Raw genomic sequence first — 17,301 nt, 5'->3', positions numbered from 1 at the left:
AACTCCAGTTGTTCTCAGCCGTCTAGTGAGCGCTCTGGCCGGAGCCAGAGATCGCGTCGCGGTACCAGTACTCAAGGGTCAGCACATGCCACAGATGCTTGGAGAAGTCCCGCTGCCCGGCGGCGTCCTCGGCGACGAGCCGCGCCAGCGCGTCACGGCGCAGAAAACCGGAGCTCACGAGCACCCCGTCGTTCACCACCTCGCGCACCAGCGGTGCCAGATCCCGGCTCATCCAGGCCCGCAGCGGGGCGCTGAACAGGCCCTTGGGCCGGTACACGATCTCCCGGGGCAGGACCGAGACGGCCGCCTCCTTGAGGGCGGCCTTGCCCTGCCGTCCGACGATCTTGCGGTCGCCGGGCACCGCGAACGCCGCCCTGACCACCTCGACGTCCACGTACGGCACCCGTACCTCCGTCGACGCGGCCATGCTGGACCGGTCCGTGTAGGCGAGGTTCAGACCCGGCAGGAACATCCGGGCGTCGGCCAGGCACATACGGTTGACGAAGTCGTCGAGGCCGTTGTCCTGATAGACGTCCGCGTGCTCGGTCAGCACGTCCTCGACCGTCCCGGCCAGGTCCGGACTGACCAGGCCGAGCAGCTCGTCCTGGTCGTACATGGTGTAGCTGCGCCGGAACGCGGTCTCCTCCGGCAGATCGGCGAAGGAGAGGAACCGCTTCGCGAAGCGCACCGACCGGTACCCCCGGCGGGACGTGGCGACCGGCAGCCGGTCCACGGCCCCGGAGATCCCGCGCCGCAGGGGCCGCGGCACCCGCTGGTAGCGCAGCGCGAGCAGGTTGGCCAGATGCTTGCGGTACCCGGCGAACAGCTCGTCGGCGCCCATCCCCGAGAGCATCACCTTGACCCCGGCCTCCCGGGCGGCCGAGCAGATCAGAAAGGTGTTGATCGCGGCGGGGTCGCCGATGGGCTCGTCCAGATGGTGTGTCATCCGGGGCAGCAGATCGAGCACGTCCGGAGCGATCTCGATCTCCCGCAGATCGACGCCGAACCGCTCGGCCACCCGTCGCGCGTAGCGCAGATCGTCCGGCATCGCCTCGAACCTGGCGTCCTCGGCGCGGAACCCGATCGTGTAGGCGGAGATCCCGGGCCGGTGACGGGCCGCCAGCGCGGTCAGCCAGCTTGAGTCAAGCCCGCCGGAGAGGAAGGTCGCCACCGGTACGTCGGAGAGCAGATGCCGCCGGGTCGACTCCTCGACGACGGCGGCCAGATCCGGCCGCTCACCGGCGAGGGCTCGCTCCCGGCCCTCGGCGGCGACGTCCCGGAGGTTCCAGTACTGGCCGCGCTCCACCCGGCCGTCGGCCCGGCACCGCAGCCAGCTCCCCGGCGGCAGCTTCTCCGCCTCGCGGAACGCGCAGCGCGAGTCCGGCACCCAGTAGTACAGCAGCGAGGCGACCAGCGCCGCGTGGTCCACCTCCAGCGACCCGCCGGTCGCGGCGGCGAGCGCCTTCAGCTCGGAGGCGAACATCAGCCCCGTGCCGCGCCGCAGCAGAAACAGCGGCTTGACGCCGAGCTGGTCGCGGGCGAGCACCAGATCACCGGTCCGCTCGTCGAAGACCGCGAACGCGAACATGCCGCGCAGCCGGGGCAGACAGTCCGTGCCCCAGCGCCGCCAGGCCTCCAACAGCACCTCGGTGTCGGAGGTGCCCCGGAAGCGCGCCCCGGCGGCCGTCAGCTCGGCGCGGAGTTCGGGCGCGTTGTACAGCTCGCCGTTGTACGTGAGGGCGAGGCCGCCCGAGACCATCGGCTGCGCGCCGGTCTCGGACAGATCGACGATGGCCAGCCGGCGGTGCCCGAGGTGCACCTCGCCGTCACCGGCGGGGTGGCTGTACCGGCCCGCCCCGTCCGGGCCCCGGTGGGCGAGGACATCGGTGAGCCGGTCGGTCACGACCTTCCCGTCCGGCCACTGGTACGTGCCTGCGATGCCACACATGTTCTACCGTGCCTCCTGGTCACTGTCGGGGACCAGCGCGGCCGGCGTCGACGGCCGCTCCGTTCGCGGCCGGCCCGTCCCGTTGTGCCGGGCCGGCCGCTCGGTCAGCGGCCGGCTCGTCCCGTTCTGCCGGGCCGGCCGTTCCTGGGGGCCGCGCGGCGCGGTGTACGGCCCGTCCCACAGCGTGCCGTCGGTCCGGTCGCCCGGATCGGCGTCGATCAGCACCACACCGATCACCGATACGCGCTGGTCGGCGAGTTGCCGCGCCACGGTGTGCAGCCAGGCGGCGCTGGCGTGCCCGGCGCGTACGACGAGCACGGTCCGGTCGCCGAGGTACTGGAGATCGGTCCACGCCGTGCCGGGCGCGACCGAGCCGACGCCGAGCCCGCGCGACTGATGCGCCACGGTCGCGGCCTTGTCGCCGCCGACCACGGTCGGTCCGTCCGGCTTCCGGCGGGCCTTGGTGAGTTCCGGGCCGGGCAGACCGTCGACGACGACCACCGGCCCCGGCCCCTCGGCCCCCAGCGCCTCGGCGAGGTTCAGGGCGATCACGCTCGTGGAGCGCGCACAGCCCAGCTCCAGCAGCGACACCGGTTCCGCCGAGCCGCGCACGGCGCGGACCAGGGTCGTCGTGAGCCGCTCCCGTGCCGCGAGGGTCCGCCCGCGCTGCCACGGCCCGGCCGGCCGATGGGGCGGACGGCGCAGCTCCGCGATGACCGAGGCGCCCAGGTTCGCCGCGATCTCCCGGCGCAGTACGGGACGGTCCGCCACCGCCGTACCGATCGCGGCCAGCGCGAGCCCGAGCCCGAGTCCGAGGACGAGCCCGATCCCGGCGCTGGTGACGGCGGCCCCGGCCAGGGAGTGCCGCACCGCGCGCGGGGCGTCCACGATCTGGGTGCCGACGACGACCTGGGGCGTGCCGGTGCGCGCCTCCGCGGCGCGCCGGTCGAACTCGGCGATCCGTGAGGTGAGTTCGGCCCGGCGGGCGAAGAGCGACTCGGCGCTCGCCGACGCTTTCGGGTCGCTTCCCGGCGGCCGGTCCCCGATCGCCTTGTTGACCTGGGTCAGCTCGTCCCGCATCCGGTCACGCTGGTCGAGCAGGGCCTGGGACTCGGCCTTCGCGGCTTCCCACATCCGCCGCACATGGTCCGCGACGAACGCGTCGGCCAGCGCCTTGGCCCGGGCCACCGCCTCCGCCTCGGTGTCGGCCGTCACATCGATCTGGAGCAGATTGTTGGTCAGGCCGGTACCCCGGTAGTCCGCCATGAAGTCTTCGGGTCTCTCCGCCGACTTGAGGGACTCAAGGGCCTTCTCGGCGATCCGGGTGGTTCCCAGCAGGGCGACATCGGTGCGGATCAGCGTTCCGCTGTCGTTCGGCTGGTCCTCCCGGTGCGCGACCAGCACCTTGGTCACCGCGCTGGGCGGCGGTGGCAGCAGGACGGCCACCGCCGCGCCGGCCAGCAGCCCCAGCAGCGCCAGGGCGCACCAGAGACGGCGGCGCCTGCGCACGGCGACCACCAGCGCCTGAAGGTCCAGCAGCGGGGTGGCTGTCGCCGACTCCGAAGTCGTGCTCGTCGTCACACCGGCTCTCCCGTCCCATGGCCGCTCGCGTGGCCGCTCGCGTGGCCGCTCGTGCCGCCGTGAACCGCGAGCGCCGGAGCGGCGCTTTCCGGAGGACGGCCCGCGGACCGTGCCGGACGGGCCCGGACCGCGCAGGCGAGGACGACGCCGACGACCTCGTGCCCGCCGTCCGCGCACGCCCCGGCGACACCGGCCAGCTCTTCCGCGGTCCAGCTCCCCGCGCTGAGCACGACCAGGGCCCCGGCCTCGGCGTCGCGGTCCGGCACCATCGGCCGGTCCACCGAGACCTCCACCACCCGCAGCACGGGATCTCCCCCGGAAGGGTCGCTCCCCGCCTCGGCGACGAGCAGCCCGGCGGCCCGGCGCGCGATCTCGTCGCCGTCCACCACCAGGACCAGCAGCCGCCGGGGCCCCGGCAGCCGGTCCTGGAGACGGGCGCACACCCGCCGGTAGCGGATCCGCCGGTCGGCCTCGTCGCCGGAGGCCCGCGGGGTCGGCAGGTCCCACCGGGTGTCGACGCCCAGCAGCCCGCGGACCCGGGCCCGCGAGCCATGGCCCCCGGGCCGGTGCGCACCCCGTTCACCGGGCACGTCGACGGTGCCCAGCAGCGTCGAGCCCAGCGCCGCCGCGATCTCCGGTTCGGTGCGCGGCCGGCGGTTCACCCGTGCGGCGGCGAGATGGCCGACGACCGTGAGCAGGAAGAACAGCAGTGCCCCGGCGGCGATGAGCTGCACCCTGGTCGGCGGCGCCTCGGCGGTCGGCCGGGCGGCCGGGCCCATGACGACCATGTTGGCCCTGCCGGAAGCGGGGTCGGCCCGCTCCAGCTTCTTCATGGCCTCCTCCAGCGAGGTGCGCAGCTTCGCGAGCGAGGTGCGGGCCTGCACGCTCTCCACGGTCCGCCCCGGATCGGCCGCTTGCGCCAGGTCCGTGATGCGGCGGTCGGTCTCCGCCACCTTCCGCCGCAGCGCCTCGGTCCCCTTGGCCGCCTCGGACTCCGCGCTGTCGCCCGAGACCCGCGCGGCGAACGCGACGAGTTCCCGGGCCACCCGGTCGGAGAGCCGCTGCGCGCGCTCGGGTGTGTCGGCCGTGCCCGAGACCGTGATGATGTTCCCGTCGGCGGCCTGGGCGCTCACCCGCTCCCGCAGCTCGCCGCCGCCGAGGCCCGTCCACCCGAGCGCGGCGGCCGCGCGGTCGACCACCGCCGAACTGGTCGCCATCTCCACCTGGGTCAGCAGCTCGCGCTCCTCCCACTGCCCCGGCAGCAGTACCGATGCCGAGGCCGTGTAGCGCGGCGGGAACAGCGCCGAGACGCCGTAGCCGACGAGCGCGCCCACCACGGTGAGAACGGTGAGAAGCCGCCGTCGCCGACGGAGAATCCGCCCGATCGTGACCAGGCGTATCGTGTCATCGCTCAACGGCGCGGCCACTTCCCTGTTCTGACCGGGGCGTCCACGTCCGCCGGCACCGGCGCGCGGTCGCGGCAGGCGGCGGCGTAGGCGGCGAGCAGCGAGGCCTGCGAGTTCCGCCAGGAGAGCCGGCCGCTGATCCGTTCCTTGCCGATCTCGCCCATCCGGGCCCGCTTCTCCGGGTCGTCCAGCAGCATCGCGATGAGCCCGGCGAATTCGGCCTCGTCGTTCGCGGCCGCGTAGACGGCGGCGTCACCGGCGGAGACCCGAGCCTCCCGGAGGTCGAACGAGACGATCGGCCGGCCCATCGCCATGTACTCCAGGACCTTGTTCATGGTCGACACGTCGTTGAGGGGATTGCGCGGGTCGGGGGAGAGGCACACGTCCGCGGTTGACAGATAGCGCACCAGGTCGGCGTCCGGGACCCGCCCGGTGAACCGCACCTGCTCATCGAGCCCGAGCCGCCGGGACAGCTCGACCATCGCGTCGAAGGCGTCCCCGGCGCCGACGAACACCGCGTGCCAGTCGGTCCGCCCCAGCTCGTCGCGTAACTTCGCGAGGGCGCGCAAGGCGTAGTCGACACCGTCCTGAGGGCCCATGACACCCAGGTAACAGAGCAGATGAGGCTTGCCCCGCTTCAGCTCCGGTTCGGGCGGTACGGGCTGGAACCGGTCGGTCTCGGGCGCGCTGCGCACCACGAAGACATCCTCCGGCCGCCGTCCGCCCCGGCGTATCGCGACATCCCGGTAGCTCTCGTTCGTGGCGAGCACGACGTCCGAGGCCCGGTAGGTCAGCCGTTCCAGCGCGCGCACGGCACGGTAGAGCAGATCCTCGCCCCGGCCGAACCGGGAGAGATACAGCTCGGGCACCAGGTCGTGCTGGTCGAAGACGAATCGCGCGCCACGCCGCTTCAGCCACAGCGCCGGCAGGAACAGCAGGTCGGGCGGGTTGCAGGCATGCACCACATCCACCGGGCCGACCTTGCGGGCCAGCCGGGCGGTGTGCCACAGCGCCGTTCCGTACTCCCGCAGATAACCGGCCGGCCCTCCGGTGGCCGCGCGCAACGGGTAGCGGAGGATCCGCACCCCGTCGATCTCCACCTCCGGCTCCGTGTCCCGCTTGCTTCCCCGGGGGCAGATGACATGCACCTTCCAGCCCGCGTCGCGCAGCGTCCTGCACTCCTGCCACACCCGCCGGTCGAACGGCACCGACAGGTTCTCCACCAGGATCAGCGCGCGCCGCTCCGCGGGCCGGCCGCCACCGGTTGTCTCGTCGAACGATGTGTCACCAGGCAAGGCCCACGTACCCCGGTTCGGTCCGGCGCGCATCCGCGTCGGGAAGGTGGATGAGATCGATGAGCACGGGACCGTCGCCATGGGGCAGGGCCGACAGCACGGCCGGATCCCTGGTCCCGATCAGACACACCTCGGCGTGCTCCAGCACCTCGTCGACGGATTCCGTGAGCAGCTGCGCGAGGTGCGGCAACCGGGTCTCGATGTACTCGCGGTTCGCGCCGAGCAGCCGGGAGAGGCTCACATGGGCATCGTGGATCCGCAGGTCGTACCCCTTGCCCAGGAGCGTCTCCGCCAGTTGCACGAGCGGGCTCTCACGGAGGTCGTCGGTGCCGGGTTTGAAGGACAGACCGAACAGGCCCACCCGCCGTCTGCCGGTGCGCTCGACCAGCTCCACCGCGCGCTGGAGATGCGCGGAGTTGGAGGTCAGCACATTGGAGAGGATGGGCACCGAGACATCGGCCCGCTGCGCCGCGTGGACCAGACTGCGCAGATCCTTGGGCAGGCAGGAGCCGCCGAAGGCGAAGCCGGGCCGCAGATAGGCGGGGCTGATGTTCAGCTTGCGGTCGGCCAGGAACACATCCATCACCTGGTGCGAGTCCACCCCGAGGGCCTGGCACACCGCGCCCATCTCGTTCGCGAAGCCGATCTTGAGGCCGTGGAACGCGTTGTCCGCGTACTTGATCGCCTCGGCCGTCGGGACCGGCACCCGGAACACCTCGCCGGGCAGGCCGTCGTAGAGCGCCGCCACCACGTCGCCGCTCGCCCGGTCGAGTTCGCCGATGACGGTCTTGGGCGGGTCGAAGAAGTCCCGCACGCTCGTGCCCTCGCGCAGGAACTCCGGGTTGACCGCGACCCCGAAGTCCACCCCGGCCGTGCCGCCGGCGTACTTCTCCAGGATCGGCACCAGAAGCTTCAGACAGGTGCCCGGCAGCATGGTGCTGCGGAACACGACGGTCTGCCGCCCGCCCCGCTCGGCCAGCGCGGTGCCGATCTGCTCGGTGACCCGCTCCAGATAGGTGGTGCACAGACTGCCGTTGGGCTCCGACGGAGTGCCCACGCAGATCAGCGACACCTCACTGCCCATGATCGCCTCGCGGACGTCGCCGGTGGCGCGCAACGCCCCGCTCGCCACGACCTCGGCGATCAGCTCGCCGATCCGTTCCTCGACCACCGGGGCCCGGCCCTCGTTGACCAGGTCGACCTTCACCTGGTTCACATCCACCCCGATGACCTCGTGGCCCATGCCGGCCAGGCACGCGGCCGACACACAGCCCACATAGCCGAGCCCGAAAACGCTGATCCTCATGCCCCGTCCCTCTCCCCAGGCAGGCCCTCCCGGCCTGCGGTCCGCGCGCCGTCGGCAGCAGCACCCCGCCGCGGTCCCCCGCGCATCAGTACGCCCCCTGTCCGCAGACCACCGCACGCAGCGTCTTCCACAAGATCACTGTGTCCAGGGCGAGCGACCAGTCCTCCACATACCGCAGGTCCAGCCGGACGGCCTCCTCCCACGGCAGATCGCTGCGCCCGCTGATCTGCCACAGCCCGGTGAGTCCGGGCTTGACCAGCAGCCGCCGCCGGATGTCCGGGCCGTACGCGGCGGACTCCTCCGGCAGCGGCGGCCGGGGGCCGACGAGCGACATCGATCCGGCGAGCACATTGAAGAGCTGCGGCAGCTCGTCGATCGAGTACCGGCGCAGCACCGCTCCCACCCGGGTCACCCGCGGATCCCGGCGGAGCTTGAACAGCAGCCCGGCGCCCTCGTTGCGGTCGGCCAGCCCGGCACGAGCCCCGTCGGCCCCGGCGACCATGGTGCGGAACTTGAGAATGGTGAACTCACGGCCGTCCTTGCCGACCCTGCGCTGGCGGTAGAACGCCCCGCCCCGGCTGTCCGTCAGCACGAGCAGTCCGACGAAGAGCATCAGCGGCGCGAACAGGATCAGCAGGATCGTCGCGCCCATCCGGTCGACGACCGCCTTGACCGCCCGGGGCGCCCCGGTGAAGGTCGGCATGCTGACCCGCAGCAGCGGGATCCCGAGCACCGCGTCGACGTGCAGCCGCGGGCCGGCCACCTCCATCAGCACGGGGGCGACGACCATCTCGGCGTCGCTGCCCTCAAGGTTCCAGGCCAGCCGCTGGAGCCGGTCCGGCGACCAGTGCGGATCCGGGGTGACCGCGACGACACGGTAGCCGTCGCGGCGTACGTGGTTGGCGACGTCCGCCAGCCGCCCGACGACCGGCACTCCGTCCACCTCGTCGCCGTCGGGCCCGAGGCCGTCCGTCGTGCACACCCCGTCCACCCGCCAGCCGAGATGCGGGAACTTACGGGCCCGGGCGATCAGATCGCGCACGGTGGCCGGGCTTCCGGCGGCGAGCACCGGTCGCAGACACCGGCCCTCCTTCCGCTGTCTGTGCAGCCAGAGCCGGAGCAGATAGCGCGTGACCATGGTGACGAGCGCGATCGCGGGGATCGCGACGAAGATCCAGAGTTTGATGTTGCGCGAGGTGAGGGCGATTCCGCCGAGCGCCAGTACGACGACCGCCGTGAACAGCGAGCGTCCGAGCCGGCGGAATTCCTCGGCCCCCTGGCCGAGCACGGCCGGGGTCCACGACCGGTTCACCGCGAGCGCTCCCAGCACCAGCAGCTCGGTGCCGAATGCGAGAATTCCCCATTTCTCGTGCCAGTCGGCCGCGTCCCGGGCCCCGAAGAAGCTGCCGATCGCCGCCACCACGAAGGCGGTGGCCACCGTGTCGCTGGTGATCACGGTACGGCGGTACCGCTCCTCCCAGTCGATCGCGGGCTGACTGATCGCCCCGTTCGCCAGACGCCCGCGCGCTGACGGGAACGGGCTGACTAATTCCCCCTGCTCCACAGAACCCCCCAGGTCACCAGTGGTTCGACGTGCTCGCACAACACGGCTGCTCCCCGGGAGACCCCCGCCCCCCGCGCTGTTCCTCCCCTTCGGGGCCCCCGCCCCCCGCGCATGACGCACCGCTTGTTCCCGTACCGTTTGAACACCCCGCCCCGGCGGCGGCGGACTCACGTGTCCTGCCGGGCTCTCGGGATGCGCGGAAGCCGTCGAAGTCCCGAGGTGCTCCCCGCACCCGGGCCCCATCGGGCTCCAAAGAATTGATCACCCCCACAGCTGGGGGACACGACTGCTGGCTGTTCGTGTGGCTGCTCGTACGAGTGTTCGTGGCGCCGGATCTATAGATCATTACTGTTCGCTTTGTGCCCGAACAGCTGAAGCACGGTCAATCTAGACCATCGGGGCCAGCGTGAGGAGGGGATGTGTGCAATTTGTGCTCAAGCTTTGAGGCCGGTTCAACCGATCAATGATCATTCAGGGTGTCTTGATCAAGAAGGCGTACCTTGCGACCTGCGCCGATGAGGGATCTCAGGGTCGCCGAACCCGGCCAACACGCCCTGTGCAAAGGCTTGTTGATGTTTCTGTGGTCGGCCGAAAAGCGTGCAGACCACACTCTTGAAACCGCCTCTCCTTCCCGTCCCCGAGGGCTCGGTCGCCGGCTTCGAGGAGTACGGGAGCGGACCGGGCCGGCCGGGGTCCGCCGGGCGGCCCGCGGCCCGCTTCCTGCGGCGCGGTGAGACCATCCGTCCGCAGTACGGACAGCTGAGCGGATTGTGCGCCGCTTGGAAGAGGATTTTCGGAGTTGCCCTCATGATCGGCGAGAAGGACTGACCATGACCTCTGTCTCCGCTGCCCCTCCCTCCCGCACGGGGGAGCTTCCCGGATCCCTCGACGGGCCGAGGCTCGCCGAAGCGGCCGCGGAGCACGGCACTCCGCTGTGGGTCTACGACGCCGCCACGATCCGGGCGCAGATCGCCCGGCTGCGGCGGTTCGACGTGATCCGCTTCGCCCAGAAGGCCTGCTCCAACGTCCACATCCTGCGCCTGATGCGCGAGGAGGGCGTGCTCGTCGACGCGGTGTCGGAGGGCGAGATCGAGCGGGCCCTCGCGGCCGGCTACCGGGTCGACGGGGCGGACGAGCCCATCGTCCTCACCGCCGACCTGCTGAACCGGTCGACGCTGCGCCGCGTCGTCGAGCTGCGCCTCCCGGTCAACGCGGGCTCGCCGCAGATGCTCGACCAGATCGGCGAGGCGTCCCCCGGCCACCCGGTCTGGATCCGCGTCAACCCGGGCTTCGGCCACGGGCACAGCCGCAAGACCAACACCGGCGGCGAGCACAGCAAGCACGGCATCTGGCACGAGCGCCTGGAGGAGAGCCTCCGGCTGGTCGACAAGCACGGGCTGGACCTGGTGGGTCTGCACATGCACATCGGCTCCGGGGTGGACTACAGCCATCTGGAGTCGGTCTGCGAGACCATGGTCAAGCAGGTCCGGCTCGCCGGACGGGACATCCGGGCCATCTCGGCGGGCGGCGGCCTCTCCGTGCCGTACGCCCCGGGCGACCCGGAGATCGACACCGACCGCTACTTCGCGCTCTGGGACGCCGCCCGCCGCGAACTCGTCTCCGAGCTGGGCCACCCCGTCCGGCTGGAGATCGAGCCCGGCCGCTTCCTGGTCGCGCAGTCCGGTGTCCTGGCCGCCGAGGTGCGCGCCCAGAAGCCCATGGGCAGCAACTACTTCGTGCTGGTCGACGCGGGCTTCAACGATCTGATGCGGCCCGCGATGTACGGCAGCAGCCACCGTGTCTCGGTCCTGGGCGCGGACGGCCGATTCCGCGCCGAGGAGTCCCGGGACACGGTCCTGGCGGGCCCGCTCTGCGAGTCGGGGGATGTGTTCACCCAGATCGAGGGCGGCGATGTGGAGTCCGTACCGCTGCCCCGCACCGAGATCGGCGATCTGGTGGTGTTCCACAACACCGGCGCGTACGGCGCGAGCATGTCCTCGAACTACAACTCCCGGACCCATATCCCCGAACTCCTCGTCGACGGGGACGAGACCACGGTGATCCGCCGCCGGCAGACGATCGCCGAGATGCTCGCGCCGGAGCTCGACCTGAAGGTCTGACCCACCGGCCCGCGCTTCCCGCGGGCGGACGGCGGCGTATCCGGCGGCGGATCCGGCGGTGTGCGCCGCCGCTTCGGGCTCCGGCCCGTGGTGTGTGGGGGCCGGATGGCTGGTCACCGCCCGGGACGCCGGGACCGGTGCGGCGGATTCCGGCGGAGCGGGCCGTACGGTGCCCGCATGGCCGCACCTCACCCCGACAGCCGCCGCCCCGGGTATCTCGCCGCGGCGGCGGTGTTCGCCGTGGGCATGGCGGGCACCACGCTGCCGACACCGCTGTACGGGATCTACCGCACCCAGATCGGGTTCTCCGAGCTGATGGTGACGGTGATCTTCGCCGTGTACGCGGTCGGCGTCATCACCTCCCTCCTGCTGGCGGGCGACTACTCCGACCGGATGGGCCGCCGCCCCGTCATCCTGTGCGCCCTCGGGCTCGCTGCCGCCGCCGATCTGTGTTTCCTCTTCGAGGCCGGTCTCCCGGCGCTCTTCGCGGGCCGGCTGCTGTCGGGGTTCTCGGCCGGGCTGCTCACCGGCGCGGCGACCGCCGTCGTCCTGGAACTCGCCCCGCCGGGCCGCGCGGCCCGGGCGGGGTTCGCCGCCACGGCCGCGAACATGGGCGGCCTGGGCTGTGGCGCGCTGCTGGCCGGAGTGCTCGCGCAGTACGCTCCGGCGCCGTCGCGACTGGTTTTCGCGGTGCATCTGGCGCTGCTGGCCGCGGCCTGCGCCCTCGCCCGGCTGCTGCCGGAGACCGTCGCGGGTCCCCGGCGGCTGTCCCCGGGCCGCCCCCGGGGGATGGCCGTGGCACCGGAGGCACGAGGGGTGTTCCCCTCGGCGGCGGTCGCCGCTTTCGCGGGCTTCGCGCTGCTCGGGCTCTTCACCGCCGTCGCCCCGAGCTTCGTGGCCGAGACGCTGGGGATCGACGATCTGGCCCTCTCCGGCGCGGTGGCCTTCTCCGCCTTTCTCGCCTCCACCCTGGGACAGTTGCTGACCGGGCGGCTGGGGGTGCGCCGGTCGCTGCCCGCCGGGTGTCTGATCCTGGTGGCCGGGCTCCTCCTGGTCGGCGCGTCCCTCGTGGCGGAGCGGCTGCCGCTGCTGCTGGCCGGTGCGCTCGTCGGCGGCTTCGGCCAGGGGCTCGCCTTCCGGGCCGGTCTGACGGCGATCGGCGCGGCCGCGCCCCCCGAGCACCGGGGCGGCACCATCTCGGCGTTCTTCGTCGTCGCGTACGCCGGTATCGCCGTGCCCGTGGTGGGGGTCGGCGCGCTGACGCTCGTGCTGGGACTGCGGAACGCGGGTCTGGTCTTCACGGCCGTGGTGACGGTCCTCGCCCTGGGCGTCGGCCTGTATCTGCTCCGCCGTCCCCCGACGGGCGAACCATCACCAACCCGGTGATATATACGTACATTCGGGTGGTCTACGGGAACCGGGCCCTCTGAGAGATGACGGCACGGCGGGCACATCGTTACCTTGACCGCCGTATACCACATCTACCCGAACGGTGATAAGTGAGAAGAATCTGGACGGGGGTAGGAGCGGCACTCGCGCTCGCCGCCGGCGCGGGCCTCTGGGCCGTCACGACGGATCCGGACCCGGCCTCGCAGGACGCCGCGTTCGACAATCTGAACGGCAACAGGCTCAAGACCGACGCCTTGTTGGAGTCCGGTCTGCTACAGGTCCGCTACCAGGACATCCCCCATGCGAAGGCCACCTTCGAACGCGTTCTGGAACTGGATCCGAAGAACAAACTCGCCTGGTACAACCTCGGCGTCCTCGCCCAGAACGAGGGCCGCCGGACGGACGCCCACAAGGCCTACGACGCGGCCCTGAAGACCGACCCGTCGTACACCTCGGCGCTCTTCAACAAGGCGCTGCTGCTGAAGACGAACGACCCCGACAAGGCGCTCGCGCTCCTGCGGCGGGCCGTCGCCGCCGACCCGAAGGCGTCCACCGCCCACTTCCACATCGGCGAGACGCTCGCCCTGAAGGGCCGCGACGAACAGGCGCGGGACGCCTACCGCCGGGCCGTCGAACTCGACACCTCCCTGCGCTCCCAGGTGCCGGAGCCCTATCGGGAGCCGGGCGACGCCGGTCCCCCGCCCGCCGAGAGTGCCGAGAGCGCCGAGAGCGCCGAGAGCGCCGAGAGCGACGAGAGTGCCGAGAACTCCGAGACCCCAGAGAGGTAGCCGCAGATGACGTCGACCGAGACACCCGCGTTCTCCGTCTTCACCCCCAGCCACCGGCCGCGATTCCTGGACGAGTGCCTGGCGACGCTTCAGGCGCAGTCCCGCCCGGACTGGGAGTGGATCGTCCTCCTCAACAACGGCGCCCGGTGGCGGCCCGAGCGGCCCGACGAACGGGTCCGCGTGGAGATCGCCGACGAGATCCGTGGCGTCGGCGCGACCAAGCGCAGGGCCTGCGAACTCGCCCGCGGCGAGATCCTGGTGGAACTCGACCACGACGATCTGCTGGCCCGCGACTGTCTGGCCGAACTGGGCAAGGCGTTCGACGAGAACCCGGACGCCGTCTTCGTCTACAGCAACACCGCCCAGATCACCGAGGACGGCGGACGGGACGACTCCCGGTTCAACGAGACGCACGGCTGGCAGTACGAGGAGGTCCTCGTCGACGGCCGGCAGCTGCTGGCCGCCAAGACCATGGCCCCGACGCCGCACAACGTCTCGTACATCTGGTACGCGCCCAACCACGTCCGCGCGTTCCGGGCGGAGGCCTACCGGCAGGTCGGCGGCTACGACGCCACCCGCTCGGTCCTGGACGACCAGGATCTGATGTGCCGCCTGTTCCAGGCGGGCGACTTCCACCACATCGAACGCTGCCTCTACCTCCAGCGCATGCACACGGAGAACACTCAGCGCGACGCGGAGGTCAACGCGCACATCCAGCGCGAGACCGTCGCCCTCTACGACAAGTACGTCGAGGCCAACGCCCTCGCCTGGAGCCGACGCCACGGGCTGCTCGCGCTCGACCTCGGCGCGGCCCACCGTAAACCGCCGGGCTATCTGGGCGTGGACCAGTACCCGGGGGAGGGCGTGGACATCGTGGCGACGCTGCCCGAACGGCTGGATCTGCCGGACAACTCGGTCGGCCTGATCCGCGCGGTGGACTTCCTGGAGCACGTGCCCGCGAAGGTGCCGCTGATCAACGAGTTGTACCGGCTGCTGGCGCCCGGCGGAATGCTGCTGACCACGACGCCCAGCTCGGACGGGCGCGGGGCCTACCAGGACCCCACGCACGTCGCGTTCTACAACGAGAACTCCTTCTGGTACTACACGGACGATCAGTACCGGGCGTTCGTCCCCGAGATCGAGGCGCGCTTTCAGAGCTCCCGTCTGGTGACGTACTTCCCCACCGAGTGGCACTCCTCGAAGAACATCTCCTACGTGGTGGCGAACCTCATCGCCATGAAGGAGGGCACCACACGCTGCGGCGGACCCCTGCTGGTCTGAGACGGCGCCCGGCCCGGCCCTCACCCTCGCGACAGGGTGAGGGCCGCGGCACGGGCGGCGGCGGCCGGCTCCGCGAACCGGGGCAACTCCAGGGCCGCCGCCAGCTCGTCCCGCCAGTCCGGCTGGCGGGACACCCCCGCGCGCACCCACCCGCCGTGCCCCAGCACCCCGTACACAGGCCGCGCCGCAGGCCTCGGAAACGCCGCCGAGCCCACTGGACGCAGCCGCTCCGGATCGAGCCCGCTCAGCCGGTACACCTCCCGGGCCAGCCCGTACCAGCTCGTGCGCCCCGCCGCCGTACCGTGGTAGACGCCCGCCGGGGCCCGCCCGGCCAGCGCGGCCCGGCCGAGCCCGGCCAGCTGCCGGGCGAGCGCCGCCGACCAGGTGGGCTGACCGTACTGATCGGCGACCACGTCCACGGTCGCCCTTACACGGGCGAGTTCGAGCATCGTGGCCACGAAGCTGCGCCCGTGGGCGCCGTAGAGCCAGGCGGTACGCACGGTGTAGCCGGTGCGCGGAAGCAGTTCGGCGACCATCCGCTCTCCCAGCAGTTTGCCCCGGCCGTACGCGTTGAGCGGCCCGGTCGGCGCGTCCTCGGCGTACGGCCGGCCTGCGCCGCCCGGAAGGACATAGTCGGTGGAGACATGCAGCAGGACCGCCCCCGTCTCGGCGCAGGCCCGCGCGAGATGCCCCGTACCCGTGCCGTTGACGGCGGTCGCGGCGGCCTCGTCCGCCTCCGCGCCGTCCACATCCGTCCAGGCGGCGCAGTTGACGACCACACGGTGCGCGGCGACGGCGGCGCGCACGGCCCGCGGGTCGGTGATGTCGAGTTCGCCGCGGGTCCGCCCGGTCACCTCGGCCCGCGGATCGGCGGCGAGTTCCGCCAGCACGTCCCGGCCGAGCATCCCGCCCGCGCCGGTCACCAGCCACGCCGTCCTCGCGTCCGCCCCCGCGTCCGCCCCCGTCATACGCGCTCCGCCCCGGCCCTCAGCGGCTCCCACCAGCGGCGGTTCTCCCGGTACCAGCGGACCGTGGCCGCGAGGCCCTCCGCGAACGGGACCCGCGGCGCGTAGCCGAGCTGTTCCCGGATCTTGCTGTCGTCCAGCGAGTAACGCAGATCGTGGCCCTTGCGGTCGGTCACCGGGGTGACCCGGTCCCAGTCCGCGCCGACGGCGTCGAGAAGCAGTCCGGTCAGCTCGCGATTGCTGACCTCGGTCCCGCCGCCGATGTGGTAGATCTCCCCGGGCTTGCCTCGGCGCAGGGCGAGTTCGATGCCGCGGCAGTGGTCGGAGACATGCAGCCAGTCGCGGATGTGGCGGCCGTCGCCGTACAGGGGGACGGTCCTGCCGTCGATCAGACGGGTGATGAACAGCGGGATGACCTTCTCGGGGAACTGGTGCGGCCCGTAGTTGTTGGTGCACCGGGTGATCACGACGTCCAGACCGTGGGTGCGATGGTGGGCGAGGGCGAGGAGATCGGCCGCGCCCTTGGTGGCGGAGTACGGGGAGCTGGGCGCGAGCGGCCACTCCTCGCTCCACGAGCCCTCGCTGATCGAGCCGTACACCTCGTCCGTCGACACCTGCACGAACCGGCCCACCCGATGGCGCAGCGCCGCGTCCAGCAGTACCTGAGTGCCGACGACATTGGTGCGGACGAAGGGCCCGGCTCCCTCGATCGACCGGTCCACATGGGACTCGGCCGCGAAGTGCGCGACGGCGTCCTGACCCGCCATCACCTGGTCGACCACATCGGGATCGCAGATGTCGCCGCGGACGAACCGGTACCCGGGACGGTGCGCGACGGAGGCGAGATTCTCCTCGACCCCGGAGTAGGTGAGCGCGTCGAGGACCGTGACCCGCGCCGTCGGATCCGCCCGCAGCCAGCCGCGGACGAATTCCGAACCGATGAAACCGGCCCCGCCGGTCACGAGGAGACGCATGCTTCTCCCCGGGTCGCGGACCGCAGCCGCCGCCGATGGGCGAGGCACTCCTCATGGGTGGGCAGCAGACCCCGCAGCCGGGCTTCCGCCAGTGTGGGGGCCGAGGCGTCCTTGTCGGACAGCTCCGGGACGATGTCGTCGGGCCACGCGATCCCCAACTCCGGATCGAGCGGGTGAATCCCGAACTCCCGGTGCGGGGCGTACCCCTCGGAGCAGAGATAGACCACGAGGGAGTCCTCCTCCAGCGCCATGAAAGCGTGGCCGAGGCCCTCCGAGAGATACACGGCCCGGTGCTCCCGGTCGTCCAGGCGCACCGCCTCCCAGGCGCCGAAGGTCGGGGAGCCGGTGCGGATGTCCACCACCACGTCGAGCACCGCCCCGCTGACGCAGGTCACATATTTGCCCTGCCCCGGCGGGACCGCCGCGTAGTGGATCCCCCTCAGGACGCCGCGCCCGGACCTGGAGCAGTTCGCCTGCTCCAGACGGAGCGGATGACCGGTCGGCCCATGGAACCGGTCGGCCCTGAACCACTCGTGGAAGCGTCCTCTCCGGTCCGTGAACACCTGTGGGCTGTCCACCCAGGCGCCTTCGATACCCAGTGGTCTCACCTGTCGCGTTCCTTTCGTCTCCGCCGACTCTCCGGCTTCCCGACTCTCTCCGGCTTCCCGGCTCTCCGGCTTTCCG

General features: G+C 71.8%; 13 protein-coding genes. 4 read left to right on the top strand and 9 right to left on the bottom strand.

Features of this window, described 5'->3' with window-relative positions; all coding sequences use genetic code 11:
* Positions 1-22 precede the first annotated feature (22 nt).
* The 6 genes from asnB to IE247_RS17715 all read right to left on the bottom strand — a co-directional run bounded on the left by asnB (position 23) and on the right by IE247_RS17715 (position 9,100).
* The gene (asnB, locus tag IE247_RS17740) at positions 23-1,948 is read right to left on the bottom strand and encodes an asparagine synthase (glutamine-hydrolyzing) (protein WP_190124119.1); all 1,926 of its coding nucleotides are present in this window, start codon (positions 1,946-1,948) and stop codon (positions 23-25) included.
* A gap of 3 nt (positions 1,949-1,951) precedes the next feature.
* A complete protein-coding gene (locus tag IE247_RS17735; RefSeq protein WP_190124118.1) occupies positions 1,952-3,529 on the bottom strand; it encodes a Wzz/FepE/Etk N-terminal domain-containing protein in 1,578 nt (525 codons plus the stop codon).
* Complete coding sequence (locus tag IE247_RS17730; RefSeq protein ID WP_190124117.1) at positions 3,526-4,944, bottom strand: Wzz/FepE/Etk N-terminal domain-containing protein; 1,419 nt, start codon at positions 4,942-4,944, stop codon at positions 3,526-3,528. Before IE247_RS17730 ends, IE247_RS17735 begins: the two co-directional genes overlap by 4 nt.
* Positions 4,941-6,230 (bottom strand): glycosyltransferase family 4 protein, encoded by a 1,290-nt coding sequence (locus tag IE247_RS17725; RefSeq protein WP_190124116.1) that lies wholly within the window; start codon positions 6,228-6,230, stop codon positions 4,941-4,943. Before IE247_RS17725 ends, IE247_RS17730 begins: the two co-directional genes overlap by 4 nt.
* Positions 6,220-7,536 (bottom strand): nucleotide sugar dehydrogenase, encoded by a 1,317-nt coding sequence (locus tag IE247_RS17720; RefSeq protein ID WP_190124115.1) that lies wholly within the window; start codon positions 7,534-7,536, stop codon positions 6,220-6,222. The genes IE247_RS17725 and IE247_RS17720 overlap by 11 nt, the downstream gene beginning before the upstream one ends.
* An 85-nt stretch (positions 7,537-7,621) precedes the next feature.
* A complete protein-coding gene (locus IE247_RS17715; RefSeq protein WP_190124114.1) occupies positions 7,622-9,100 on the bottom strand; it encodes a sugar transferase in 1,479 nt (492 codons plus the stop codon).
* Between the two features lie 830 nt (positions 9,101-9,930).
* On the opposite strand from IE247_RS17715, the gene lysA reads away from it, so the two are divergent.
* From lysA to IE247_RS17695, 4 genes are all read left to right on the top strand, one after another.
* Complete coding sequence (gene lysA / locus IE247_RS17710) at positions 9,931-11,220, top strand: diaminopimelate decarboxylase (RefSeq protein ID WP_190124113.1); 1,290 nt, start codon at positions 9,931-9,933, stop codon at positions 11,218-11,220.
* Positions 11,221-11,397: 177 nt separating this feature from the next.
* Positions 11,398-12,606: an MFS transporter gene (locus tag IE247_RS17705; protein WP_190124112.1), complete on the top strand. Its 1,209-nt coding sequence runs from the start codon at positions 11,398-11,400 to the stop codon at positions 12,604-12,606.
* Positions 12,607-12,719: 113 nt separating this feature from the next.
* The gene (locus IE247_RS17700; protein WP_190124111.1) at positions 12,720-13,397 is read left to right on the top strand and encodes a tetratricopeptide repeat protein; all 678 of its coding nucleotides are present in this window, start codon (positions 12,720-12,722) and stop codon (positions 13,395-13,397) included.
* Positions 13,398-13,403: 6 nt separating this feature from the next.
* Positions 13,404-14,678, top strand: a complete 1,275-nt coding sequence (locus tag IE247_RS17695) for a glycosyltransferase (protein ID WP_190124110.1) — start codon at positions 13,404-13,406, stop codon at positions 14,676-14,678.
* 20 nt (positions 14,679-14,698) lie between these two features.
* Here the strand turns inward: IE247_RS17695 and rfbD are convergent, their stop codons facing one another.
* From rfbD to rfbC, 3 genes are read right to left on the bottom strand one after another with little or no spacing between them, the layout of a single operon-like run.
* Positions 14,699-15,646: a dTDP-4-dehydrorhamnose reductase gene (gene rfbD / locus IE247_RS17690; protein ID WP_190124109.1), complete on the bottom strand. Its 948-nt coding sequence runs from the start codon at positions 15,644-15,646 to the stop codon at positions 14,699-14,701.
* The gene (gene rfbB, locus IE247_RS17685) at positions 15,643-16,617 is read right to left on the bottom strand and encodes a dTDP-glucose 4,6-dehydratase (RefSeq protein ID WP_190124108.1); all 975 of its coding nucleotides are present in this window, start codon (positions 16,615-16,617) and stop codon (positions 15,643-15,645) included. Before rfbB ends, rfbD begins: the two co-directional genes overlap by 4 nt.
* Positions 16,602-17,225 (bottom strand): dTDP-4-dehydrorhamnose 3,5-epimerase, encoded by a 624-nt coding sequence (rfbC, locus tag IE247_RS17680; protein WP_190124107.1) that lies wholly within the window; start codon positions 17,223-17,225, stop codon positions 16,602-16,604. The genes rfbB and rfbC overlap by 16 nt, the downstream gene beginning before the upstream one ends.
* Between the last annotated feature and the right edge of the window lie 76 nt (positions 17,226-17,301).

The sequence above is a fragment of the Streptomyces inusitatus genome (genome assembly GCF_014651115.1).
GTDB classification, from domain to species: Bacteria; Actinomycetota; Actinomycetes; order Streptomycetales; family Streptomycetaceae; genus Streptomyces; species Streptomyces amakusaensis.
Note: the sequence above shows the minus strand (reverse complement) of the source record. Positions and strands in the feature narration are given on the sequence as shown.

Coding starts and splice junctions, on each gene's coding strand:
- asnB (WP_190124119.1), bottom strand. CDS start 1,948: ATGTGTGGCATCGCAGGCACGTACCAGTGGCCGGACGGGAAGGTCGTG.
- IE247_RS17720 (WP_190124115.1), bottom strand. CDS start 7,536: ATGAGGATCAGCGTTTTCGGGCTCGGCTATGTGGGCTGTGTGTCGGCC.
- lysA (WP_190124113.1), top strand. CDS start 9,931: ATGACCTCTGTCTCCGCTGCCCCTCCCTCCCGCACGGGGGAGCTTCCC.
- IE247_RS17705 (WP_190124112.1), top strand. CDS start 11,398: ATGGCCGCACCTCACCCCGACAGCCGCCGCCCCGGGTATCTCGCCGCG.
- IE247_RS17695 (WP_190124110.1), top strand. CDS start 13,404: ATGACGTCGACCGAGACACCCGCGTTCTCCGTCTTCACCCCCAGCCAC.
- rfbD (WP_190124109.1), bottom strand. CDS start 15,646: ATGACGGGGGCGGACGCGGGGGCGGACGCGAGGACGGCGTGGCTGGTG.
- rfbB (WP_190124108.1), bottom strand. CDS start 16,617: ATGCGTCTCCTCGTGACCGGCGGGGCCGGTTTCATCGGTTCGGAATTC.